The sequence below is a fragment of the Bradyrhizobium sp. WYCCWR15520 genome, from assembly GCF_056174665.1.
On the sequence record NZ_JBWBWM010000009.1, the window covers coordinates 146672 to 171521 of the forward strand.

A 24850-nucleotide genomic window follows, 5' to 3' on the forward strand; every position below is an offset into this window, starting at 1 on the left:
CCATCTTGCCATTTCGATGGAATCTGCTTTGCGTAAGCTCCGCATCGGAGGTGGTGTTATGCTCGTCCGAGATTGACAGGCAACGCGGAAGCGTCGATAGCCGCGCGGATCAATTCAACGACGAGAACGTTCTCTTCCACCATGACTGTCAGCGTCACATCTACCGAGGCCCATGAGGGGCACGCGACCTCAGGTTTTTGGGCCCTGACGCTGGGCAGTATTGGCGTGGTGTTCGGCGACATCGGCACTTCGCCTTTGTACGCATTTCGCGAGGCCGTCACGCACGCGGCCGAAGGCCAGCCGGTATCGCGCATTATCGTGCTCGGCGTGCTCTCGCTGATTCTTTGGTCGCTTTTCATCGTCGTGACAGCCAAATATGTGCTGCTGCTGTTGCGCGCCGACAACAACGGCGAGGGCGGCACGCTATCCCTGATGGCGCTGGGTCAGCGGGCGTTGGGCCACCGAAGCTGGGTATTGCTGGCGCTCGGTGTCGTCGGCGCCTCGATGTTTATCGGCGACTCCATGATCACGCCCGCGATTTCGGTGTTGTCGGCGGTCGAGGGCCTCAAGCTGGTCACGCCCGCGTTCGAACATTACGTGGTGCCGCTTACGATCTTCATTCTCGTGGTGCTGTTCTCGGTGCAGAGCAGCGGCACCGCGCGTGTCGCCTCGCTTTTCGGGCCGGTTATGGTGGTCTGGTTCGCGACGCTCACGATTTTGGGCCTGATCCACATCAGCGACGATCCCACGGTGCTCTACGCGATCAATCCCTGGTACGCGATCCAGTTCATGCTTTCGCACGGCACCATCGGACTGGTGACGATGGGCCTGGTGTTTCTGGCCGTGACCGGCGGCGAGGCGCTTTATGCGGACCTCGGCCATTTCGGGCGCAAGCCGATCCAGACCGGCTGGTTCTATTTCGTGATGCCTGCGCTCCTGATCAATTATTTCGGGCAGGGCGCGCTGGTATTGGCCGACCCGGCGGCGATCCAAAATCCGTTCTACCGGCTGGTCCCTGGCATGCTGCTGTTGCCGATGGTGGTGCTGGCGACCGCAGCGACGGTCATCGCCAGCCAGGCGGTGATAACAGGCGCGTTTTCGCTGATCCGTCAGGCGGTACAGCTCGGCCTCTTGCCGCGCTTCGAGGTTCGCTACACCTCGGAGAGCCATGCCGGTCAGATCTACCTGCCGCGCGTCAACCGGCTGTTGTTGATCGGGGTCGTGCTGCTGGTGCTGTTGTTCCGCAGCTCGAGCGGTCTTGCGTCGGCCTATGGCATCGCCGTCTCCACCACCATGGTGGTCGACGGCATCATGGGCTTTGTCGTGATCTGGAAACTGTGGAACTGGCGCGCGGCGACGGCAGCGGCCGTGATCCTCCCCCTCGTCGTCGTCGACATGAGCTTCTTTGCCGCAAATCTTCTGAAGCTGCTCGAGGGCGCCTGGGTCCCGCTGCTGTTCGGCGTTGCCGTGGCGGTGATGATCTGGACCTGGCGCCGTGGCGCCGCGATCCTGACCGCCAAGACGCGCCGCATCGAGGTGCCGCTGGCGGACCTGATCAAGAGCCTGGAAAAGCGTCCGCCTCACATCGTCAAGGGCACGGCAGTATTTCTGACCTCCGATCCGAGCTTCGTGCCGACCGCAATGATGCACAATCTCAAGCACAACAAGGTACTGCACGAACACAATGTGATCCTGACCATCGAGACCGCGCAGACGCCGCGCGTCGATCCGTCCGAGCGCGTCAAGATGGAAAAGATCAGCGAAAAGTTCTCCACCGTCAGGCTGCGGTTCGGCTTCATGGAATCGCCGAACGTGCCGAAGGCGCTGGTGATCGCGCGCAAGCTCGGCTGGCAGTTCGACATCATGGCGACATCGTTCTTCGTGTCGCGGCGCTCGCTCAAGCCCTCGGCGCAATCGGGCATGCCGCTCTGGCAGGATCATCTGTTCATCGCGATGAGCCGGTCGGCTAACGACGCCACCGACTATTTCCAGATCCCGACCGGACGCGTCGTCGAGGTCGGAACTCAAGTAACCATTTGATTTTACGTCTAAAATATCTAACGGAGCCGGCTGTAATCCATGCGGACGGCGCATACCGGAGGCCTGAATTCCGGCTAACCTTCCAGCCGGTCCCGGGAGTATAGGGCTGCGCTTCTGCATTTGTGCAGTGCGGTAACAGCCGAGGCCCCATCTCATGTCAGTCCAGTTTGCGGTCACCGCGGCGGAAACGCCCGCGGCCAACGGTCATGGGGAAACTCATTCCACCGCCGGCTTCAAGGCCCTGATGCTCGGCAGCATCGGTGTCGTCTACGGCGACATCGGCACCAGCCCGCTCTATGCATTGCGCGAAGCGATCGTCGCGGCCAGCGAACACGCGGGTACCGCCAGCCCGCAGGCGGTGCTTGGCGTGCTCTCGCTGATCCTGTGGGCGCTGATCGTGGTGGTGACGCTGAAATACGTCGTTATCCTGCTGCGCGCCGACAACAACGGCGAGGGCGGAACGCTGGCACTGATGGCGCTGGCGCAACGCGCGGTGGGGAAGGGCGGCGCCACGATCGTGCTGCTCGGCATCATCTCCGGCGCGCTGTTCTATGGCGACGCGGTCCTGACGCCGGCGCTTTCGGTGTTGTCGGCGATCGAAGGCATGAAGCTGATCACCGCGACCTTCGAACACTATGTCGTGCCGCTCACGCTGATTATCCTGATAGCGCTGTTTGCCGTGCAGTCCCACGGCACCGCCCGCGTCGCCGCGTTCTTCGGGCCGATCATGTGCGTCTGGTTCGCCGTGATCGCGATCGCGGCCGTGCCGCAGATCGTCCTGCATCCCGAAGTGCTTCAGGCGTTCAATCCGCTCTACGCGGTTTCCTTCATGCTTCATCACGGCATGATCGGTTTCGTGACGCTCGGCGCGGTGTTTCTCGCCGTCACCGGCGCGGAAGCGCTCTATGCCGACCTCGGCCATTTCGGCAAGCGGCCGATCCAGACCGCCTGGCTCTTCATCGTGCTGCCGTCGCTGGCGGTGAATTATCTGGGGCAGGGCGCGCTCTTGATCGCCAATCCCAAGGCGATCGAGAATCCGTTCTTCCTGATGTTCCCGGACTGGGCGCTGATCCCGATGGTGGCGCTGGCGACAGTGGCAACCGTAATCGCGAGCCAGGCCGTCATCACCGGTGCCTATTCGCTGACGCGGCAGGCGATCCAGCTCGGCCTGATGCCGCGGTTCGAAATCCGCCACACCTCGGAAGCGCATTCCGGCCAGATCTACATTCCCCGCATCAACCTGCTGCTGTTTCTGGCGGTGATCCTGCTGGTGGTCCTGTTCCGCTCGTCGAGCGCGCTGGCCTCGGCCTACGGGATCTCCGTGACCGGCACCATGGTGGTCACGGCCATGATGGGCTTCGTCGTGATCTGGCGGGTCTGGAAATGGTCGCCGATCGCGGCCGCCGCGCTGATCGCGCCTTTCCTGTTCCTGGACGTCACCTTCCTTGCGGCCAACCTCTTGAAGGTATTCGAAGGCGGCTGGGTGCCGCTGGCGCTCGGCGGCGTCGTGATGCTGTTGATGTACACGTGGCGGCGCGGTAGCCGGCTGCTGTTCGAGAAATCGCGCAAGCTGGAATTCCCGCTCGCCGATCTGGTGGCGATGCTGGAGAAGCGTCCGCCGCAGCGGGTGCCGGGCACCGCGGTGTTCCTCACCTCCGATCCCGATTGCGCGCCGACGGCGCTGATGCACAGCCTCAAGCATTACAAGGTGCTGCATGAGAAAAACGTCATTCTCACCATCGAGACCGCGCCGACGCCGCGAATCGACGATGCCGAGCGGGTGCGGATGGAGCAGCTCAGCGAGACCTTCTCGCGGGTCACGCTCAAATTTGGCTTCATGGAATCGCCAAACGTGCCGAAGACGCTGGCGATCGCCCGCAAGCTCGGCTGGCAGTTTGACATCATGTCGACCTCGTTCTTCCTGTCCCGCCGCGCGTTGAAGCCGGCTGCCCATTCCGGCATGCCGCGCTGGCAGGACCTGCTGTTCATCCGCCTCAGCCGCTCCGCCAACGACGCCACCGATTATTTCCAGATCCCGACCGGGCGCGTGGTCGAAGTGGGAACGCAGGTCACGATCTAGGGGCGCGAATTCCACAAGTTCCCGCTTATGTTGTCGCAGGACGGCAACAGCTTTGCTATTTCTGAGGCGGAGCAGTACATCTGACTCCACACGCATCCCGATTTGGATCAGGCTCTTGACACCGGGGGTCGGCGGATCGAAGTTGCACCCCGCTGGCCGCGGGCGCGAATGCGTGCGGCAGTTGGTGCGGTACTGTGGGACAGTACCCGGAAGCCTAGGCTGAAGCCTTGAGTGGCAAATATTCCGATGCGATGATGTGGTATTGTGAGGAGTAGCGCAAATGAGTTTCATCCGCGCGAACGACCATCCCAACCCCGATGATCCGAATGATCCGCTGTACTACGCACCGCGCTCGGCGCGCAGCATGGCGAACCCGCGATCTGACGAGACGCCGCAGACGGGATCGCATCAATTTCCTCCCGCTGCCCCTTTGTCGCGTTTTGATGAGATGCGCGAAAAGGCCTTCGCCAAATCCACCCGTCCGTTGGAATCCCAATTCATTTACGAACGCCGTCCGTCACGTGGGCTGCTCGCCACTGCCGGCGCAATTGCCGTAGCGATCGGTGCCACTGTGATCGTGGCGCTCGTGTTGCTTAATATGCCTCCGAGGTCAAAAAGTGAACCCTCGGAACTTGCCGTATCAATTTCTACCCCTGCATTGGCTACGCCGGCTCAAGCGACATCCAAAGAAGACTCCCAGGCACTGCTCCAGGGATTCAAGCAGTTTCAAGGAATACAAGGAAGCGAAGACCCGGCTGTTTCCGAGCCCGCCGGAACGGCCAACGCCGCGCCCGAAAAACCCTTGCTTGAAAAATTCATGCAGTGGCAAAGGAAATAGCGCCGAGAGAACGTGAGGTCGGCCGGAGCGACTCGTCCAAAGACCGCAAATGGACGCGACCATCGATGTCGTGCTTCCATTATTCAGTGCAAGAGCTGGAGCGCTCGAAGAGCTGATGCGCACTGCGGAGGCCGCATCTCCATCGCTCCCTTTGGCAAAAAAGCCGGCCAGCACCCCCATTTGGCCTCGTCGTTTCGCAGACTTGCAGTTATTTCCCGCAGCAGGGTTCGAGCGAGCCATAATGGGACGGTTGCGACATGAACTGGCGAATGGGCCATGGTGGCAACCAACAGTCAAACCATCACGGTGTTCGGCGGAACCGGCTTTCTGGGCCGCCGCATCGTTCAACATCTGCGCTCACGCGGATTTCCCGTTCGGATCGCGTCAAGGCATCCGGATCAGGGGTATACCCTGCCTGGTGCTGATGATCCGCAACTTCAGTTCGTAGAAGCCAACATTCACGACGAGCGGTCCGTCGCGGATGCGCTTGCCGGCGCTTACGGCGTTATAAATGCGGTCAGTCTTTACGTCGAGCGGGGACCGGAGACGTTTCATTCGGTCCACGTCGAGGCCGCCCGGCGAGTAGCGGTTCAATCGCACAGGGCTGGAGTCAAAAGACTCGTCCACATGTCAGGAATCGGCGCTGATTCCGCCTCCCAATCCCGCTACATCCGAAGCCGCGGCGAGGGCGAACTGGCGGTCCGGGCTGCGTTCGCCGAGGCAACTTTCATCCGTCCGGCGGTGATGTTCGGACCAGACGACGCGTTTCTCGTCGTCATCCTCAAGCTCCTCCGCCAGCTTCCTGTCTATCCGATGTTCGGCCGCGGCGAGACAAGATTGCAGCCGGCCTATGTGGGTGACGTTGCGGATGCGATTGGTCGGATCATGCAGCGCGCCGAGACGCCGAGAGTCTTCGAGTTCGGCGGCCCCCGCGTCTACTCTTACGAGGAGCTTCTTAGAGTCGTGGCGCGTCAAGCCGGACTTGCGCCTCGGCTGATTCCAATCCCGTTTGCCGCTTGGCATGCCTTGGCATGGGCATCAGAAATGCTCGGGAGTCCCTTCCTCACGCGCAATCAAGTGGAGCTGATGCAAATCGACACCTTGCCATCGCCTGATATGCCTGGATTTGTCGAACTTGCGATTTCGCCACACTCGGTCGAGGCCATACTTCAGAAAATGCTGTCGAATTCCGGAGGATAAGTTCCTCGATTAATCCGCGTCCAGACGCCGGGTTTGCCATTGCGTCCGAAACCTCGCCAGATTTTCGGCTCTGGCGATCAAAGGCTTGGAAAGCCGGTAGGCTGCCGCGACGGCCTACCGCGCGCGTCGATCTGGGCGCCCCGATGTTGCGCGGAAGGATGAGGAACCAACCCATAGGGGCACCGTTGTTGAATTCACTCAATGCGAAGGTACTACGATTGCAAACGCGCCAAGTGAGGGTGGATATCATGGCTACCTGTGAAACCTGCGGCAATGACTATGACAAGACCTTCCAGGTCACAATGAACGGCAGGGCGCACACCTTCGATAGTTTCGAGTGCGCCATTCATGCGCTCGCGCCGACCTGCGCTCATTGCGGTATCCGCATCGTCGGGCACGGATTGGAGAAGACGGGTACTTTTTTCTGTTGCGATCATTGCGCCGAGGGTGAAGGCGTTAAGGGGCTGCGTGATCGAGTGTAAGGCCGGGCAATTGGTACGGTCGGCCCTATGTCCGCAAAAAGGACGATGCTCCCTTTACAAGGGCGCCTCGTGCAGATCGACAGGCGTCTCAGGGCTTTTGCAGAGGTCGAAATAGCACCCGCGGATCGCCGTTGTTCCAGCGATCTCATCCACGGATCGCCGCGTTGGCCTTCTCGGCGGCATTCGTCATCGCAATCTTCGCCGGTTTCGCGCCGGTGACCACTTCATTCACGCCGATCATGAACGCGTCAAGGATCGGCCTTGATACCGGGTGAAACAGGATCGCCTTGGCGCGGTCGACATCGGCATTCTGCAAGTTGGTCAGCGCGGCTTCCGCGGCCTGGGCGCCGAACGCCTTCTTGAACCCCTCGCTCGACCAAGCCGACACACGCGTCGTCGCCAGCCCCGCCGCGGCGGTCAGCATCGAAGTTGGCTTGCTTGTCGCCCACAGCAGAAACAAAAACGCCGCCCGCTTGTGTTTCGACTTGGAATTGATGCAGGCCTGCCAGTGCGACATGAAGGGCACGGACGTGCGGCCGGCGACGTGCGGAAAGGCGGCAAATACGGTCTTTCCGGCAACGTGGCTCCTTGCCGGGTTGGAGATGTCGGTAGCGAAATTGCTGCTGTCGATTGCCATCGCCGTCCTGCGCTGAAGGAAGTCGTCCAGCACGTGGTACCATTCGTAGCCGCTCACACCGCCAGGCCCGGCTTGACTGAGCAACTGACCGAACATCTCGATGGCCGCGATTGCTTCGGGGCTCGCGAAAGCGGCCCTGTTGTCCTTGATCATCTCCCCGCCATAGGAGAACAAGAAGCTCATCGCCGGCACGGACGAATTGCCGCCGGCTTGAGCCCGCATGGCTATGCCGGACATCTCGTCGGTCTTGATTGCATTGGCGGTGACAAGCAGCTCTTCGAAAGTGCGGGGAACCGACAGGTTCTTGGCGGCCAGCGCATCGCCATTGATGAACAGGGTCACCGCCTCCGAGGTGATCGGCATGGCGTAGCGCTCGCCGTCCCGCCATAGCGGAAAGGTTCGGGCGGTCTTGAGAAGGTCGCCCTCGTCATACCAGGCGAGATCGGTCAGCGACTTGTCGGCATAATAGGCGTTCAGGGGCTCGAGCCATCCTCCCGAGATACCCTGGCCATAGGTCGTGTACATGAAGACGTCGGGTGTGCTGTCGCGACGGTTGAGCTGGATCGCCAGCGCGCCCAGGTACGTGGTCTCCAACCGGAAGTCGGGAACGACTCTGATACCGGTGAGCTCGGTGAAATCAGGCAAAAGCGGAGTAATCGCGTTCGTCCAGGGATGGATCGCGCCCCCGAGTGTGATCGTCTGCCCCGCAAACTGCTTCCAGTTTATCGCAGCGTTGGCGTAGCTCGCTGCGACATCCTGGGCGAAACCCCACCGGGGCAGCATGGAGAGGGCCGGCAGGGCTATGCCCAAACCCTTGACGAAGCTGCGCCGGCTGGCCAGCCCGGAATGGCTCGGCAATTTTGCAGGCAAGTTCTCACTTGGAGCCATCTGTTTGCTCCTGTGGTTGCTCCGGCCGAAGGATCGAACGTCACAGCGCGCACAGGTACTCCCGTGACGTTCTGGCCCCTTGCGAGGGGACCTACGGGCTTCTAAGCCGGTATAATCTGCGCGGTTGAGTGTGCCGGTTCCCGCTCACCTGCGCGGACGGTGGCTGTATTTACATTATACTAGCAATACTCTGCGTCGGCATCAGAAAATAGCCGCTCACGCGAGCATCGAAGACCAGGCCAATGTCATTTCTTCTGAGCCAGTCCTTTCGGTGGTTAGCTCGTCCGCTGACGCTGGTGGTTGCTGCGCTTCTGGTTGTGGTCGTCGCGACCGGAGTTCTTGGCCTCCAATATTGGCAGGCGCGCCAAGCGGCAAACCTTGCGCAGGACCGCAACCGTCAGGTGCTCGAGACGCTGGATCGGTTGCGCACGGTCATCGCCGACGTGGAGGCGCAAAGACGCGGCTATCTGCTGACCCTCGACCCCCAATATCTCAAGGCCTATGGCGTCTCCGACGAAAGCGTAAGACGGGACGCGCAGGCGCTGCAGGCCCTGGTGGCGGACGATCCATTGCAGAGCCATCGTGCCGGACATCTGGCGCTGACCGTTGCTGCAAAGCTGCGCGAGATCGATGAGATCGTCAAAACGGTCCGTACCTACTCGGGGCCCGCCGCGATGGCGATGATTCGCAGCCTGGACGAGATAAGGTCGCAAATCGACCAGATGGTTGATCACGAGCGCTTCCTGCACGTGGATCAGGAGAAGCGCAGCGAGCAGCTCGAACAACGCAAGGCCTGGCTGATCGCGACCGCCATCGTCATTGTCGCAATCCTGGCAGGGGTGGCATTGGCGCTCGCACGGCTCGAAGCAATGAGGCGGCGCAAAGCGATCGCAGAGAACATCGCGCTCCATGGCGATCTCCTGGCGCGCGACAAGAAGATCCGCTACCTGGTCGACGCCAACATCGTCGGCATCATCATCTGGGAGCTCGACGGTCGCATTCTGGAGGCCAATGACGCGTTTCTCCATATGTTGGGTTACGACCGCAAGGATCTGGCCTCGGGTTGCCTGAACCGGACGGACCTGACGCCGGCGGAATGGCGCGGCCGCGACGCGCACACCGTGGCAGAGCTGAAGCAGATGGGGACCGTCCAGCCATTCGAGAAGGAGTATTTTCGGAAAGACGGTAGCCGTGTGCCCGTGCTGCTCGGCGGAGTGATGTTCGAACAAAGCCCAAACCAGGGTATCAGTTTTGTCCTCGATCTGACCGAGCGCAAGCGGGCGGAGCAGGCGCTGCGGCAGAGCGAGGAGCGCTTTCGCACCCTCGTGCAGTTCTCCTTCGACGTGTACTGGGAGACCGACGCGCAGCATCGCTTCATTCACCAGGAATTTGCGGAGGATCTTGCCGATGCACCGGCGTCGGGCTCCGAGATCGGCAAGACACGTTGGGAAGTGCCTTACCTGGAGCCTGATGAAGAGGCCTGGCGCAAGCACCGCGAGACGCTCGATGCCCATCTGCCGTTCCGTGATTTTGAGCTGGCGCGGTCTGCTCCCGATGGCAGCAAGCGTTACGTGTCCGTCTCCGGCCTGCCGGTGTTTGACGAGAAGGGGAGCTTCGTCGGCTACCGCGGCGTCGGGCGTCACATCACCGAACGCAAGCGGGCCGAAGAAGCCTTGCGGGCCATGCAGGCGGAGCTCGCGCACGCCAACCGCGTTACCACGATGGGGCAGTTGTCGGCCTCGATCGCCCATGAGGTCAATCAGCCGATCGCCGCGACGGTTACCAACGCCCAGGCGGCGTTACGCTGGCTGCGTGCGCGGCCGCCCAATCTCGAAGAGGTTCGCTATTCGCTCGACCGTATCGTTGACGACGGCAAGCGCGCCGGCAACGTCATTGGCGGCATCCGGGCGCTCATTCACAAGGTGCCGCCCCGGAGGGATTGGTTCGGCCTCAACGAGGCCATCCTCGAAATGGTCGCGCTGACCCGAAGCGAAATGTTCAAGTATGGCATCTCGTTACAGACCGAGCTCGCACCGGGCTTGCCTCTGGTGGAAGGCGATCGCACTCAGCTGCAGCAGGTGATCCTGAACCTGATCCTCAATGCCATTGAAGCCATGGACGGCAGCGACGAGGGGACACGCGAGCTCCGGATCAACACCGAGGCGGAGGCGGCCGGCGTGCTCGTCACTATCAGCGATTCCGGGCCCGGCCTCGACCCGGCGGATGCCGAGCGCGTATTCCAGGCCTTCTACACGACCAAGCCCAAGGGCATGGGCATGGGCCTCGCGATCTGCAAGTCGATGGTCGAGGCTCACGGGGGACGAATGTGGGTGAGCGCGAACGAACCTCGAGGTGCCGTCTTTCAGTTTTCCCTGCCGCTGGTACGAGAGGAGAGCGTTCCAGCCCAGCAGGTCCGGTCCAATCCAGCGGCATGAGATTGCAGGTAAAGCAAAATGAAAACCGCTCTCGGCTGGATGTTTCCGCGCTATGCGCCAGGCGCCACTCGGAACGTCGCAATGGAGCCACGGCCGGCATGCCCGGCCAAGTGTCCACAATCGGATTCATGCACTGCAGCAATCTGCATCCCTATCTTTTTTGGAGAGGCCGCATGGGTCGTTTAAGCGTTAGTTCGGCTGAATGGCTCGTCTGCGTGCAACCATAGGGCTCGATGTCCAGTCGGCTTAAACAGTTTCTGTTTGGAATTTGGGGTCTTCTGCTGATCCCGCTGGTCATGCCTATCCTCGAAAAAGGATTGAAGGCAAATGTCTTTTCCATTCCGGGTGGTGTGGCCACGACGGTTCTTGGTAACGCTGTGGTCACGACCGTTTCTGACAATCTGGTCGCACTGGGCCAGCAGCGTTGGTTCAAATTTGCGATGGTCTTTTTGACCGGAATGCTGGTTGGCATCTCATTGGAATGGCTGAGCCGGAAGTCGAGCGAAAGAAAAGCTTCCGAGCTCCGAAGTCTGGGCGCTAAATTTCGCAGTCTTTCAGACAGCATCAAAATTCGAGCCGCCTCGTCAGAATGGCCGGACAATGTACGTGATCTCAAACCTGCAATCCTGTCTGCATTCATCTCCGCCAGGAAGTTTGGTTTGTGGGTGCCGAATGAGCACGTTTATCAATTGCCGGATGCGACATTCCTTTGCGAGTACTTCAGGTCTGTCGGCAAGCTGCTGGAGGATGGGCAATTCGACAAGGCCAACAGCGAGGCGTTCTCCTGGCAACCATTTCTCGATAATGTGACGCTGTCTTGAGTTTTCCGTACGGGCTGCAATCCAAATGGATGGTCAGGTCTCAGGGATAGGATGGTGAGGCGGCGCGAGTTCATCGCGCTGCTCGGCAGCGCGGCGGCAATCCGGCCGCTCGGCGCGCGCGCGGAGCGCCCGCGAGACCGCATCCTCTATTTCACCTACTCGGCCGGCTACCGGCACGACGTCATACCGCTTTCCAGGGAAATCCTGACCCAGCTTGGAAGGAATGCCGGCGCCTTTGAGGTCACTGCAACCGAAGACACCTCTGAATTCTCGGCCGAGAACCTCCAGCGCTACGCCGCGGTGATGTTCTATACATCCGGAGAACTTCCGATGAACGGCGATCAGAAGGCGGCTCTGCTCACCTTCGTGCGCTCGGGCCGTGGGTTCCTCGGCATTCATTCGGCCACGGACACATTCTACGCCTGGCCAGACTATCTTGATCTGGTCGGCGGCTACTTCAATGGTCATCCATGGCATCAGGCCGTGACGATCGAAGTAGCTGATCCCAGCGATCCATTGGTGGCGTTTCTCGGAAATTCGTTGAAAGTCGAGGACGAAATCTATCAGATCCGTGACTTCGACGATCGTGGATCACGCGTGCTCCTGCGCCTCGACCCAAGCTCGGTGGATCTCGGCAAGACCGGTGTGCATCGACGATCCTATGGCTGGCCTCTCGCCTGGAAACGATCTTACGGCGAGGGGCGGGTATTCTATACGGCGCTAGGCCACGAGGCATCCGTCTGGCGCGACGCCCGCTACCAGCAAATCCTCACGAATGCCATCCTCTGGTCTATGCGAAAGTAACCTTGGCGCGCCGAGGGCACTTCGCACGTATTGGCAAAGAGCCCTTCGAAGCGCGCGTCATGGCGTACCGGTCGCGCGTCAACTCAGCGCTCATGATGCGGGCCGCAGCATCGGTGTCAGCACGGGAGAAGAGCCGCTTTGGATCCTGCCGGCAATCTCGAAGCCATGGCGCTCATAAAAGGACATGTTACGCGGGTTCGAGCTTTCGAGGTAGGCTGCGATGCCTTCCTCGTCGCATCGTCGAAGCGCGTGTTTCATGAGCAATGCGCCGAGCCCTTGCCCGATCCAGTTCGGATCCGCGGCGATAAGGGGTAGATACCAATGCGGGCCGCGGGGATGATGTTCGGCCATGCCTTTCATGACGTCGCCCATATCCTCGGCGATCTCTGGGCGCACAGTCTCCTGCATGATGGCGCCCATTTCTGCTTCATCCGGCTCAACGCCCGGCGGCAGCCACAGGGCGGCGGCGCGAGCCCCTTCGGTGACATAGGCCGTGCCATGCTCGAAAGCCCGGCCGCCAAAAGCATTGACGAGCCGAGGCATTACTCTGAGGTATTCGGACGGATCGGGCCAGGCCCAGCGCGCCATCGGGTCGGCCGCAAAGCCGAGCACAATGGTGCTGATCGCGATAGCCCGGATGTTCGCATCCGCAGATTTGACTTCAGGCGCCGCTGACATCGTGTGGTTCCCTCGATCACTCACCGTCAATGTTTAAGCATTGTGAGTGCAATTTCCGACAAGGGTCAAATCACGTCCCCGCCTGTCGAGGGTGTGGGAGGCGGGCGGGCCTTCCGGCATGCAGGGAAATTGGCAAGAGCGCCGCAGCGGTTCCGATGCTCCTTCATCGTGCGGGGAAATTTTTCTCGCTAAGCCAGCCCCCGCCAAGCCCGCCTGCAGGCTACGGGCTTCGCGGCGCCTCACGCGGCGTAGCTTGCTACGCGCTCCGGCCCGGCGGCAGGACGACGACGATCGCGCCGAGCTTCACCCGGTTCACGAGATCGATGATGTCCTCGTTGGTCATGCGGATGCAGCCGGACGAGATGGCCTGACCGATATATTCCGGCTGGTTGGTACCGTGGATGCGGTACAGCGTGTCCTTGTTGCCCTCGTAAAGATAGAGCGCCCGTGCGCCCAGCGGATTGTCCGGACCTCCGGCGACGCGCTTCGGGTAGGGGCCGAGCCGGGCCTGGATCTCCGCCGTCGGGATCCAATCCGGCCATTCAGCCGTCTTGCCAACCGTAGCGATGCCGGACCAGGCCAGCGCTTCCTCTCCCACCGTCACACCATACCGGATCGCCTTGCCGCCCGGCAGGACGTAATAGAGATAGCGCGAGTTGGTATCGACCAGGATGGTTCCCGGCTGCTCCTTGCGCGTGTAGTCGACGATATGCCGGCGATATGTTTCCGGAATAGTCGCCTGCGCATAACGCGCGTGGGCGAGCAACTGCCGGTCCCTTGGGGTCAAGCTGGCATTCGATGACGGCGCAAGGGTTGCTTGCATGCAGCCGCCGAGCAGCCCCACCAGTAACAACGCGAGCCCACGCCCCATCATCGCGTGTCCTCCTACCCGTCTTACATGTCTCAATTTGTTGCTCAAAAAGTGCAGAAATCAAGGCGGCCGCTAAATAATCGTTCAAGCAACTCGCCGCGAGGGGCATGAGACAAAACCTTGCTCTGCCGGCGCGGCGTTGAGCGCCCCTTCAATCAGCCGGTGGTTTAGTCGGATTTGAATGAGTGCCGCCAACGGGGGTACACCGAACTAGTCGGAACGATCCAACCGAGTTGCGATAACGTACCTGACCCGTCGGCCACTTGTTTTCGCGTTGCCGGCGGTTGGAATGGGCGGCCCCAGCTCAGCCCCAGCCCCCCCCGCTGCTGGGGCCGCGCCTCCTGACCGGGAAATGAAAAAAGGCCGCTAACTGAGGCGGTCTTACTGCACTCCAATATCCTTGATTGACAGAGCCGAAAGACCGCAGATCACGCACGCCTAGTTCGCAAAGCTTGCTCGAACGGTGCCGTCAAACGGCTGATTTGCTTGAAGACGTGCTGCCTGTCGGAAATCAATTCTTGTCCGCAGATGCCCGACCAGCAGTTCCGCGCCGACAGTCAGGCAGCCATGATGTCCCCCAGGCACCTGCATCACTTCGAGTTGGGAGCTGAGATGCCGCCACGCCCGGCCGTCGTGTTCAGCCGCGTAAAAGGCCACAGGGACCTCGAGCGGTGCCGGAAGATATTGCGCCATTGCGATGGAATAAGCGTCCCATAACGCCGGCGGAATCCCATTATTGAGATTGAATAATGCGTCATACAGCTTGGCGATCCGCTCCTTCAGCCCCGGAGCCATCTGCTCGCGCGTTGAGGCCTTGGAGTATCGCTCCAGCCGGGCCATTTGTTCATATGTCCAGCGCAGAAGGTAAGGCGAAACTAGGGGCTTCATCAGCCCGATGATCGCCCGCGGCACCGGACGGGCGCTAACGGTCGGCGGGTCGACCATCGCAACCAAATCAACCTTGTGGCCGGCTGCCATCAGCAGGCGGGCTGCTTCGAACGCCACCATGGCGCCGTTGCATTTGCCGCCCAGCAGGAAAGGACCGCTGGCCTGCCTTTCCAGGATATGCGGCAGGCGGTCGGCGGCCATCTGCTTGATCGACGGCGGAATCGGCTCCCCACGAAGACCATGGGGATCGATGGAGATGATCGGGTAATCGGGCCCGAAAAGCTCCACCATCCGCCGCACACTCTCGTGGCCGCTGATAAGGTCCCCATTAAAGAAGTACAGGGGAGGCCGTTCGCCACAGGCATCGAACTGGAGGAAAGGCGTCGCCGGCGTGCCCGTCTGCACGGCGATTTTTGGCGCAAGTTGCCGGATGGTTTCTGCTCCGAACAGGATCGTGTCCGGTACGGGGTGGCCGACGAGCCGCTCGACCTCGATGAGCATTTCCATCGCCAGAAGGGAGTCACCACCGCTGGCAAAAAAATCATCGTCGACCGTCACAGCCTCGGACTTGAGCAGCCTACGCCATAGAATAAGCAATTCAGCCTCTAGATCCAATGGGCCTTTGTCCACAGCCGGCAGGGGCGTCGCCCGCTGCTGACCCAACAGCTGGTCGAGCGACTCGCGCAGCCGTCGCCGTTGGACCTTTCCCGTCGCCCCCTTTGGCAGTTGGTCGAGGAACAAAATGTGCCGCGGAATCTTGAACGAGGCCAACTCGGGTTGCAGGAACTGTCGTAGCTCCGCAGGCGTCGTCTGCGCGCCAGGATGGGGAATGACGGCAGCTGCGACGTCATCGCCAAGTCGTGGATGGGCGATTGCGAAAGCAGCAGCTTCGGCTATGGCCGGATGGCGGAGTAGTGCGGATTCCACTTCAGCAGGGGCGATCTTCTCACCACCTCGGTTGATTACTTCACTGAGGCGGCCGTGCAGGGTCAGGAAGCCGTCTCCGTCGAGGCTGCCGATATCGCCCGTGCGAAGCCAGCCCTCTCTGAAAGCAGCATGATTGAGTTCCGGCGCATCGAGATAGCCAGATATCACGGTGGGACCACGAACCCAGATCTCACCCCGCTCGCCGGTTGGCAAGGGATGTCCATCCTCACCAACAATGGCCACGGTATCAGGCCAAGGTTGCCCGCAAGTCCCTGGCCTGTTCGGCCCGGGCGGCGGCAGGTTGGCGGCGATCTGCGCGGCTTCGCTGGACCCGTAATGCTCCAGCACCGGCACGCCCAAAATGCGCTGCAGGTCGTCCTGCACTTCTTTCAGCAGCGGCGCGCCACCCGATACGACGAACCGCAGAGTGTGCGACGTCGGCGCATCCTTAAGGTTTTCTGCCTTGTCCAGCACGGCAGTGTGAAGCGTAGGACCTGCCGAGTACCAGGTCGGCCGCAGGACATCGAGCCACTCGTCCAGCGCCACGACGGCATTGTTCGCCGGGACGGCAATGCTGCCGCCCGTCAGCAGCGGTGTGAAGACCGTTACTTTGAGCCCATGGGAATAGTAAGGGGACGACACGCTCAGGCAACGGTCCCGGGGTGTAAGGCCAAACCAGGCCTGAAGCCGTGCGGCCGCCGCCAGCATATTGCCATGACTGAACGGAATGAGCTTCGGCTGCGCAGTCGTGCCCGACGTCTGCAGGATGAAGGCGGGCGAGCCCGGATCAGGCTCAGCATCGATCGCAGGGAAGTTGGAGACCCGCACTACGATATTGAGTCCAAGCTGACCGTGCCCGACCGGAGCGGCTTCGATGATGGTGAGCCGTCTGCGCTCAGCGGCCTGGCGAGCTTCAGAGGCATTGCCTTGTGGCACGAGAAGAGCGTTCAGGCGCAGCATGTCGAGACGCTGATCGATCTCCGCTTGGGACAGGCGCGGATCAAGCGGAACCGCGATGCTGAAACAGGCTACCGCAACGATGGCGAGAACCGCCTCCGCGCCGTTCGGCATGAGTATCCCGATCCGGGCGTTGCAATCGAACCCAGCCAAACGCAACTGTCGGCGGATGCCTTCCAACTGGCGCTGAAGATCGCGGTACGTCAGAGGCGCAAACGTGGAGGAGACAATCGCAGGCTGGTGTGGGAACCGCTCTGCAGTTTGACCGATGACCTGGCCCAATGTGAATTGGGTTGCAGCCTCTCTCCCATCGCGCATTAGACTGTCCCCCGACTTCCTGGAGCGGCGCCCAATCGTAGCGGGAAAAAACGGTAAATGGCGCGAAGCAGTCGCACTAATCCCTAATTTCCATGCTTGGCGAAGGAATAAGGGAACAACCGGCATCGCTGAAGGTTGATTTTGATGCTTCCAGCCGAAAGGTGCCCCCCCGACTGCTGGAAGAAAACCCGTATCGTTCGGGTTGGCGGCCCCTCGGTTGGGGCCGTTTAAACGGAATGGCTTCCCGGTATCCGCAAGGCGCTCGGAGCGCTCATAAGGGAACGGTCGCGGTGCAGCTCCCTTGGCCAGCGCGTGGGGGCTACCTCTAAGGTCTAGCAAAGAATTGCGACCGCGATCGCAGTGACCTGAATCAGACCGGCCGCCACGATCGTCGCGAGAGAAAGATGCGCGCGCTTTGGCCCAAAATGCGCAGCAGAGAGCGCATCATGCGATCTGCCATCAACAGTGGTCAGTTTCCAAAGAAGCCGCGTCCACCGCGAGGTTGATCCTCGCCAAGAGCCAGGATGGGCGGTTCTTGCTGGTGCATCACCAGACCAGCGGCTTCACGCCTCGCTTTACGTTCAGCGTATTTTTTGCGGCGCGCTCGCTCTTCGGCTTGTGCTTTGCGACGTTCGGCGCGCTCCAAGCCCTGTCTATCCCTTTCTGCGGCCTGCTGCTCTTGGGGTGGCGTCACCGGCTTTGGAGGAGGTTCTGGAGCAGTGACCGTTCGCACCGGCACCTCGGGAGGGGTAGCCGCCTCGGCCGATGCAGGAAGGATAACCCGTACGGGAGGCAGACGATCGGCCACCGGGCGACTAGGCGCGGTCGGCTCCATGCTGGTTTTCGCCAGCATAAGACCGCCGCCGAAACCAATGGCCAAAATGACGAAGGTTGTTCCGACCCCCGCGAAGAATAGACGCGCGTTCGATGCCATGGCTGTCTCCAGATATGGCAATGAACGCTTCAAATTCGACTTGTGTTCCTTGGCGGGAAAAAATGGCAACAATAACGGCCTGAGCTATTGAGCAGATTCTCGCCATTTCCTAATCAACAGCATTGTCAGCACCACGCGTACTCTTTACGAGTGCCTCGCCCCTGCGTTGCCATTCTTCGACGCGGTCAGCGATTTTGTCGTATTCCTCCGCAACCAGCAGCATTCGCCGAATTTGTCTGAGGTCGTAATACCTCTTCGCCTTCGCGCGCGTCGCTTCGGCGCGATCTCGCCAGTACTTCGGTTCTTTGATCGGGTCACGCATGGCACCGGGTAAAGCAATTTCGAGTGCCGCGTTCCTGAACATATGTATGGCGCCGGGCGCCTATAATTCACGAATTGTTAGCTACACAACAGATTCGAGATTGTCGAGCGCGCGCCGCGGTCGAGCACAGGGCGCTTGAGTTGCGCTGGGATTGACGGAATCAATCGAGGATCTCGACTCTCGCATAATCCTGGATAGTTCGTCTGCCTCTCATCGGCCGAGCGCAAGTATGCGGAGCGGCTGGCCTCTTATCCGAACGCATATCGAAGCGAGGCTGCGATGCCAGCTGCCAGGAGGCTCGCCAGCGCAGCCAGCGTCCAATCCGGTCGGGCAGTTCTACTCGCTAGGCTGACCACCGCTTTTGTGAGGTTTGCCATCCTGTCTTCACCAACTCTCAGATCCAAGGCGATGGAGATAAGAAAGACCTTGGCTTGTCAGTTCTTCTGGGTCGCTTTCACCAGCTTGCCATTTTCCGCTCAGATACCTCTCAAGCGAGCAACGGCGTGGATCGGTCGCGTCAATATCCTTGTGCGTCGCCAGGTGCACGGTCCAAGCTCGCTCAACAGCAACCTTCAGCGGGAAGTCGTCATCCATTTTCGAACTCCAAATGGCGCGTCCTAATTCAATTCTACTGGTAAGAAAAGGTTGCCACTTTTTCCCGGATGATGTGTTCAAGTACGGAAGTTGCGTCAGAAGGAGCCCCGGCCGCTGCGCGAGGTCGCTCTTGCTTAAACGTCGCAGTCGGGGGTAGCGGTGGTCGCACGCGGCCAACGGCGGACATTGGCTCGCCAAGTTTGACGCGAGGCAGGTGACGATGGATCCCGTTTACCGTCGAGCGATGCGCAAAGACGCCAGTCGTCTCAACGCCATTCGGCGGCGATCCATCCTTGAGCTTGCGCCACCAAAAATGTCCGGTGCCGAAGCGCAGGCGTGGGCGTCGAAGCTCACGCTCTCCGGTATAGAGCGAAAGCTGCGTGAGCTCGAAGTATGGGTTGCCGAGCTGGACGGCACCGTCGCCGGATGGGGAGCCATTCACGGCGACAGGCTGGAGGGTTTGTATGCTGCGCCCGAATTTGCCGGGCAGGGCGTGGGGAACGGCTTGCTTGGGATGCTCGAAGGGCGGATGCGCGATCGCGAGTTCCCTTCGGTACACGGGGAGGCAAGCTCAAACGCCCGCGATTTCTACCTTCGCCGCGGCTACCGGTCGGTCGGCCCTCAATCGCCTGATGGGGCCTGGCCTATCGTGAAAGAACTTCTGACCTGAAAAAGGGGCAGGGGAGAAAAATAAATGCGTTGGGCGGCGGCACGGTTTTGGCGGCCGTTTAACCCGCTCGCGGCGCTTGATTTTCCCCTCGCGAGGGGCGACTTTGGCGCCCGCTTGGCGGGGCCTATTGGCGTCCTCGCGGCGGGTTGTCAGGAGGATATGTTGGCGGACCATCAGGTGCACGATTTAACCCCGGAAGACGTATCGAAGGGGATCGCGGAGGGCCGCTATCTGCTGGTCGACGTCCGCGAGCCCAATGAGGTAGCGGTGGAAGCCTATCCGGATGGCGTGGTCGTTCCGCTCCAGAGCTTCGATCCGGCGGCGATTCCGGACCCGAAGGGCAAGCAGGTGGTGTTCGCCTGCCGCTCCGGCAAACGCTCGGTGACGGCCTCGCTGGCGGCGCAGGCGGCGGGCCTTCCCTATGACAAGCATCTTGCCGGCGGCATCATCGGCTGGAAGGCAGCGGGTTTGCCGACCAAAACCGGCGGCTGATCTCCACCATGACATCCATGAACAAGGTCTTTGCCGACCTTCCCGTCACCGTCTTCGAGGCGATGTCGCAGGCCGCCCGCGACAACAACGCCATCAATCTCGGCCAGGGCTTTCCCGACGATCCCGGGCCGGAGGACATCCGCCGCGCCGCGGCCGATGCCACCGTGAACGGCTACAACCAGTACCCGTCGATGATGGGCATCCCGGAACTGCGGCAGGCTATCGCCGCCCATTACGGCCGCTGGCACAAGCTTTCCCTCGATCCGATGACGGAAGTGATGGTGACCTCGGGCGGCACCGAGGCGCTGACGGCGTCCATCCTCGCCGTCGTCGAGCCCGGCGACGAAGTCGTGGTGTTCCAGCCGGTCTATGACAGCTATCTGCCGATCATCCGTCAGGCCGGCGGAATTCCGCGCCTGTTGCGGCTGGAGCCGCCGGGCTGGCGGCTGACGGAAGAGATGCTGGCCAGCGTCTTCAACGAGAAGACCAAGGCGGTGCTGTTCAACAATCCGCTCAACCCGGCGGCCGTCGTCTATCCCCGCGAAGATCTCGAGCTGCTGGCGCGGTTCTGCCAGAAGTTCGACACCATCGCGATCTGTGACGAGGTCTGGGAGCATGTGATCTTCGACGGCCGCGAGCATATCCCGCTGATCACGATCCCGGGCATGCGGGATCGCACCATCAAGGTCGGCAGCGCCGGCAAGATATTTTCGCTGACGGGATGGAAGGTCGGCTTCGTCTGCGCCGCGCCGCCGCTGTTGCGGGTGGCCGCAAAAGTGCACCAGTTCCTGACCTTCACCACCGCGCCGAACCTGCAGTCGGCGGTGGCCTACGGGCTCGGCAAGCCTGACGAATATTTCTACGACATGCGCAGGGATCTGGCGCGGAGCAGGGACCGCCTCACAAAAGGGCTGGAGAGTATCGGCTTTCCCGTGCTGCAATCGCAAGGCACGTACTTCCTCACCGTCGACCTGTCACCGCTCGGCTTGAATGAAACCGACGTCGAGTTCTGCAAGCGTATCGTGACCGACTACAAGGTCGCGGCGATCCCGGTCTCGGCGTTCTACGAGCAGGACGCGGTGACCTCGGTGGTGCGGTTCTGTTTTTCCAAGAAGGACGAGACGCTGGACACCGCGCTGGAGCGGCTGTCGGACGCGGTGCACGGCCGGCGCAAGAGGTAGAAGATGCGCAATTCGACTGGAGTTTCGCTGCGCCTTTTTGGCGCGCTCGCGGTGGCGCTGACGCTCTCGCCTGTGTCGGCGCAGGAGCGCACGGTGAACTTCTACAACTGGTCGAACTATATGGCCCCGGGGGTGCTGGAGGATTTTACCAAGGAAACCGGCATCAAGGTGGTCTACGACACTTTCGACGCCAACGAGACGCTGGAGACGCGGCTTCTGGCGGGCAAGTCAGGTTACGACGTCGTGGTGCCGACCGGCTACTTCCTGCAACGCCAGATCACGGCAAAGGTCTTCCTTAAGCTCGACAAGTCGAAGCTGCCCAATCTCGCCAACGCCTGGCCGGTCGTGACCAGCCAGCTCGCCACCTACGATCCCGGCAACAACTACGCCGCCAATTACATGTGGGGCACCACGGGCATCGGCTACAACGTCAAGACCGCGCAGAAGATTCTCGGGGCCGATGCCAAGATCGATAGCTGGGATATCGTCTTCAAGCCGGAAAATCTCGCAAAATTCAAAGACTGCGGCATCCACATGCTGGATTCCGCCGACGACATTCTGCCGGCGGCCTTGAGCTATCTCGGCATCGATCCGAACTCGACCAAGCAGGCGGACCTGGAAAAGGCTGCCGAGCTCGTCAGCAAGATCAGGCCCAATGTCCGCAAGTTTCATTCGTCGGAGTATCTGGGCGCGCTGGCCTCCGGCGAGATCTGTTTCGTCGTGGGCTGGTCGGGCGACATCATGCAGGCACGCAGCCGCGCCGCGGAAGCCAAGAACGGCATCGAGATCGGCTACACGATTCCGAAAGAGGGCGCGCAGATGTTCTTCGACAATCTCGCGATCCCCGCGGACGCCAAGAACGTCGCGGAAGCCTATGAGCTGATCAACTATCTCTACCGCCCCGACGTCGCCGCCAAGAACTCCGACTTTTTGTCGTACGCCAACGGTAATCTGGCCAGCCAGAAGCTGGTCGATCCGAAGATTTTGAACGACAGAAACATCTATCCAGACGAGGCGACGCAGAAAAAGCTGTTTGTCATCCAGGCCCGCGACCCCGCCACGCAACGTGTGATCAACCGGCTGTGGACCAGGGTGAAGACGGGGAAGTGACCGGTAAGGCGCACGAACCTCTCTCCGCCGTCATTGCGAGCGAAGCGAAGCAATCCATAGCGCCACGAAGAAAGTATGGATTGCTTCGTCACTTACGCTCCTCGCAATGACGTGGAGAGGTCCAGTGCACAATCCTCATCTGGGCCACAGACTCCGGTTGCCGGAACCCAAGCGAGAATCTATAGCTCCCTCCGGGAGCATCACATGACCAATATTCTCGCCTTCTTCTCAACGCGCACGCTGCTGCAGATCATCTTCGTTCTGGGAGCGACGGTGGCGATGAAGGCGTGGAGCCTCGGCCTGCTGTTCGGCGGGTAGGGAAAGCGGGCGCGTTACGTAGCCCGGATGGAGCCAACGGGGCGCGCGTTCGCGCGACCCGTTGGCTTCACCCGGGCTACGCTCGCTGCGCTACCGCCACCTTCTGTGCAGCCACAGCCACTGGTCCGGATATTCCCGCACCCAGCCTTCGATCACATTCGTCACCGCCTGCATCGTGCCCTGGATGTCGATCTGGCCTGCGGCGTCGCGCACCGGCTTGACCTCTTCGGAGAGTTCGGCGCGGAAACGGTGGTTGGGCAGGCGGATGATGCGCACGCCGTGCACGGGGCATTCGACCTGCCGTAAGAGCCGCGCCAGCGTCGGGTTGGCCTTGGTCTTGCGGCCGAAGAACGTCACCTCGACGCCGTTGCCCATGTACTGATCGACCAGCATCGCGACGTGCTGGCCCCTCTGCAGGGCTTCCGCAAGCTTGAGCGGCGCGTCGCGGCCGGCCGGCACCAGCGTGCCCATCTTGACGGCGCGGATCCGCTCGATGGCGCGGTCGGCGGCCTCGATGTTGGGACGGCGGAACAGGATTGCGCAATCGAGCCCATGGGCGACCGCGCCGAGCGCCGGGATCTCCCAATTGCCGAGATGGCTGGCAAAAATGATCGCAGGCTTGCCGTCGTCGCGCAGGGCATCGAAAATCTGCTTGGTCCGCGGGGTGAATTCGATGCGGCTTGGCTTGTCCGGTTGCTCGAGGTCGTAGTCCCAGATGTGGTCGAGATGGGCGAATTCGGCGCCGATGCGGCCGAGATTGTCCCAGACACCGGCCAGGATGGTCTCGATCTCTTCCGGCGATTTCTCGGGGAACGCAGCCGTGAGATTTTCGCGCCCGATGCGATCCTCGCGCAGCCGGCGGCCGATGAAGCGAGTGACGCGGCCGAAGAAATTGGCTGTTTTGTCCGGATCAAAATAGCGTGTGGTGCGGAGCAGGGCGATCGTCAGCGCGCCGACGGCGGCTTCCGCTACCGGCTTGGCGGCGTCGCGCAGGCGCGCCTTGGTGCGTAGGAGCAGGCGGTTCATCGTGATGAGTGACGTGCTGCTACACCGGTTCGCGCGTCAGGATCAGCGAAGCGTTCTGCCCGCCGAAACCGAACGAGTTCGACATCACCGCCGTGACCTTGGCATCGCGCGCGGTGTTGCCGACCACGTCGAACAGGATCGACGGGTCCGGAATCTCGTAATTGATGGTCGGCGGAATCCGCTGGTGCTCCAGCGTCAGCAGCGAGAACACGGCTTCCACCGCGCCGGCCGCCGAGATCGTATGCCCGACCATCGACTTGTTCGACGACACTGGGATTTTCGGCAGATGCTCGCCGAACACGACCGCGGTCGTGTTGTATTCCATCTTGTCGTTTTCCGGCGTCGCAGTGCCGTGGGCGTTGATGTGGTCGATCTGTTCCGGCTCGAGGCCGGCATCGGCAAGCGTCTTGCGCATGCAGCCGATGATCGGCTTTCCGTCGGGGCTGGAGCGGGTGCGGTGGAACGAGTCGGTCAGCTCGCCGCAGCCGGCCACCACGCCGAGAATCTTGGCGCCGCGGGCCATCGCCGACTCATAGCTTTCCAGCACCATCGCGCCGGCGCCTTCCGCCATCACGAAACCGTCGCGGTTCTTGGAGAACGGTTTTGATGCGGCCTGCGGCGGATCGTTCTGCGTCGACAGCGCCGACAATAGCGAGAAGCGCACCATCGCTTCGGGGTTCACCGAGCCGTCGGCGCCAACGCACAGCGCAGCGTCAGCCTCGCCGCGGCGGATCGCCTCGACGCCGAGCTGGATTGCAGTTGCACCCGACGCGCAGGCGGTGGAAAGCGAGATCGGCGATCCCTTGGTGCCGAACTTTTCGGCGAGAAAGCTCGCCACTGAACCGAACATGAAGCGGCGATGATATGCGGTGAACCGTCCGCCGCCGCTGACGCGCAGCATATCCCCGTAGTCGAAATCGGTTCTGCCGACGGCGCGTCCGAGTTCGAGCCGCTGCGGCCACTCGACCTCGACCGGCGCGACTGCGAGAAACAGCGGCCCTGGAAAATCGGCCTTGCCGCCGATATTAGCCTGTTCGAGGGCTTCCTCGGTCGCCATCTCGGCGAGACGCTCGGTGAGGCCGGTCGACGAGAACGGCTCCACGGTGACGAAATCGACGGTACCGGCCATGTTCGTCTTCAGGCCGTCGATCGGAAAGCGCGTCACGGTCCGGATGCCGGATTCGCCCGCGGTCAGCCGGGTCCAATTGTCCGTCTTGCCGGCGCCGAGCGAGGTCACCACGCCCATGCCGGTGACGACGACGATCGGCCTGCCGAGTTTATCGCGTGGTGCTGACATGGTTCCCCCGTCGATGCTGCGCCGTAATTGGAAGCGCTCTCG

At 61.4% G+C, this 24850-nt stretch carries 21 protein-coding genes; 12 read left to right on the forward strand and 9 right to left on the reverse strand.

Translation table 11 applies throughout. From position 1 onward, the window contains the following. Window positions 1–141 precede the first annotated feature (141 nt). The 5 genes from AC0QUY_RS12535 to AC0QUY_RS12555 all read left to right on the forward strand — a co-directional run bounded on the left by AC0QUY_RS12535 (window position 142) and on the right by AC0QUY_RS12555 (window position 6640). Complete coding sequence (locus AC0QUY_RS12535) at window positions 142–2040, forward strand: potassium transporter Kup (RefSeq protein ID WP_161853933.1); 1899 nt, start codon at window positions 142–144, stop codon at window positions 2038–2040. Window positions 2041–2194: 154 nt separating this feature from the next. After that, complete coding sequence (locus AC0QUY_RS12540; RefSeq protein WP_161853934.1) at window positions 2195–4120, forward strand: potassium transporter Kup; 1926 nt, start codon at window positions 2195–2197, stop codon at window positions 4118–4120. 280 nt (window positions 4121–4400) lie between these two features. Further along, the gene (locus tag AC0QUY_RS12545) at window positions 4401–4958 is read left to right on the forward strand and encodes a hypothetical protein (RefSeq protein WP_475387048.1); all 558 of its coding nucleotides are present in this window, start codon (window positions 4401–4403) and stop codon (window positions 4956–4958) included. Between the two features lie 276 nt (window positions 4959–5234). Further along, window positions 5235–6158, forward strand: coding sequence for a complex I NDUFA9 subunit family protein (locus AC0QUY_RS12550; RefSeq protein WP_475387049.1), 924 nt, complete (start codon window positions 5235–5237; stop codon window positions 6156–6158). 248 nt (window positions 6159–6406) lie between these two features. Then, window positions 6407–6640 (forward strand): hypothetical protein, encoded by a 234-nt coding sequence (locus tag AC0QUY_RS12555; RefSeq protein ID WP_161853937.1) that lies wholly within the window; start codon window positions 6407–6409, stop codon window positions 6638–6640. Between the two features lie 145 nt (window positions 6641–6785). On the opposite strand, the gene AC0QUY_RS12560 is transcribed toward AC0QUY_RS12555, so the two are convergent. Beyond that, a complete protein-coding gene (locus AC0QUY_RS12560; protein ID WP_161853938.1) occupies window positions 6786–8165 on the reverse strand; it encodes an ABC transporter substrate-binding protein in 1380 nt (459 codons plus the stop codon). A 242-nt stretch (window positions 8166–8407) separates the two neighbouring features. On the opposite strand from AC0QUY_RS12560, the gene AC0QUY_RS12565 reads away from it, so the two are divergent. From AC0QUY_RS12565 to AC0QUY_RS12575, 3 genes are all read left to right on the forward strand, one after another. Then, entirely contained in the window at window positions 8408–10600 is a 2193-nt protein-coding gene (locus tag AC0QUY_RS12565; RefSeq protein WP_475387050.1) for an ATP-binding protein, read from the forward strand. Between the two features lie 233 nt (window positions 10601–10833). Beyond that, window positions 10834–11421, forward strand: a complete 588-nt coding sequence (locus AC0QUY_RS12570) for a hypothetical protein (protein ID WP_161853940.1) — start codon at window positions 10834–10836, stop codon at window positions 11419–11421. A 51-nt stretch (window positions 11422–11472) separates the two neighbouring features. Continuing rightward, window positions 11473–12225: a ThuA domain-containing protein gene (locus AC0QUY_RS12575; protein WP_246738174.1), complete on the forward strand. Its 753-nt coding sequence runs from the start codon at window positions 11473–11475 to the stop codon at window positions 12223–12225. A 90-nt stretch (window positions 12226–12315) separates the two neighbouring features. On the opposite strand, the gene AC0QUY_RS12580 is transcribed toward AC0QUY_RS12575, so the two are convergent. The 6 genes from AC0QUY_RS12580 to AC0QUY_RS12605 form a co-directional block, all read right to left on the reverse strand. Then, the gene (locus AC0QUY_RS12580) at window positions 12316–12903 is read right to left on the reverse strand and encodes a GNAT family N-acetyltransferase (RefSeq protein WP_474416808.1); all 588 of its coding nucleotides are present in this window, start codon (window positions 12901–12903) and stop codon (window positions 12316–12318) included. Between the two features lie 256 nt (window positions 12904–13159). After that, window positions 13160–13777: a L,D-transpeptidase gene (locus tag AC0QUY_RS12585; protein WP_161853943.1), complete on the reverse strand. Its 618-nt coding sequence runs from the start codon at window positions 13775–13777 to the stop codon at window positions 13160–13162. Between the two features lie 435 nt (window positions 13778–14212). Further along, window positions 14213–16864, reverse strand: a complete 2652-nt coding sequence (locus tag AC0QUY_RS12590) for an AMP-binding protein (protein WP_475387051.1) — start codon at window positions 16862–16864, stop codon at window positions 14213–14215. 469 nt (window positions 16865–17333) lie between these two features. Then, entirely contained in the window at window positions 17334–17798 is a 465-nt protein-coding gene (locus tag AC0QUY_RS12595; protein ID WP_161853945.1) for a hypothetical protein, read from the reverse strand. A 109-nt stretch (window positions 17799–17907) separates the two neighbouring features. Further along, on the reverse strand, window positions 17908–18162 hold the full coding sequence (locus AC0QUY_RS12600; protein ID WP_246738176.1) for a hypothetical protein: 255 nt from the start codon (window positions 18160–18162) through the stop codon (window positions 17908–17910). Window positions 18163–18504: 342 nt separating this feature from the next. Further along, window positions 18505–18714 carry a hypothetical protein gene (locus AC0QUY_RS12605; protein ID WP_161853946.1) on the reverse strand — a complete coding sequence of 70 codons (210 nt, stop codon included), beginning with the start codon at window positions 18712–18714 and terminating at the stop codon, window positions 18505–18507. A gap of 220 nt (window positions 18715–18934) precedes the next feature. Here AC0QUY_RS12605 and AC0QUY_RS12610 point away from each other — a divergent pair, with 220 nt between their 5' ends. From AC0QUY_RS12610 to AC0QUY_RS12625, 4 genes are all read left to right on the forward strand, one after another. Next, window positions 18935–19384 carry a GNAT family N-acetyltransferase gene (locus AC0QUY_RS12610; protein WP_475387052.1) on the forward strand — a complete coding sequence of 150 codons (450 nt, stop codon included), beginning with the start codon at window positions 18935–18937 and terminating at the stop codon, window positions 19382–19384. A gap of 159 nt (window positions 19385–19543) precedes the next feature. Beyond that, complete coding sequence (locus tag AC0QUY_RS12615) at window positions 19544–19876, forward strand: rhodanese-like domain-containing protein (RefSeq protein WP_475387053.1); 333 nt, start codon at window positions 19544–19546, stop codon at window positions 19874–19876. Between the two features lie 8 nt (window positions 19877–19884). Continuing rightward, window positions 19885–21057 (forward strand): aminotransferase, encoded by a 1173-nt coding sequence (locus AC0QUY_RS12620; protein WP_475387055.1) that lies wholly within the window; start codon window positions 19885–19887, stop codon window positions 21055–21057. Window positions 21058–21060: 3 nt separating this feature from the next. After that, on the forward strand, window positions 21061–22167 hold the full coding sequence (locus AC0QUY_RS12625) for a polyamine ABC transporter substrate-binding protein (RefSeq protein ID WP_475387056.1): 1107 nt from the start codon (window positions 21061–21063) through the stop codon (window positions 22165–22167). Window positions 22168–22575: 408 nt separating this feature from the next. On the opposite strand, the gene AC0QUY_RS12630 is transcribed toward AC0QUY_RS12625, so the two are convergent. Then, window positions 22576–23511, reverse strand: coding sequence for a lipid A biosynthesis lauroyl acyltransferase (locus AC0QUY_RS12630; protein WP_475387057.1), 936 nt, complete (start codon window positions 23509–23511; stop codon window positions 22576–22578). A 19-nt stretch (window positions 23512–23530) separates the two neighbouring features. Beyond that, the gene (locus AC0QUY_RS12635) at window positions 23531–24808 is read right to left on the reverse strand and encodes a beta-ketoacyl-ACP synthase (RefSeq protein WP_475387058.1); all 1278 of its coding nucleotides are present in this window, start codon (window positions 24806–24808) and stop codon (window positions 23531–23533) included. Between the last annotated feature and the right edge of the window lie 42 nt (window positions 24809–24850).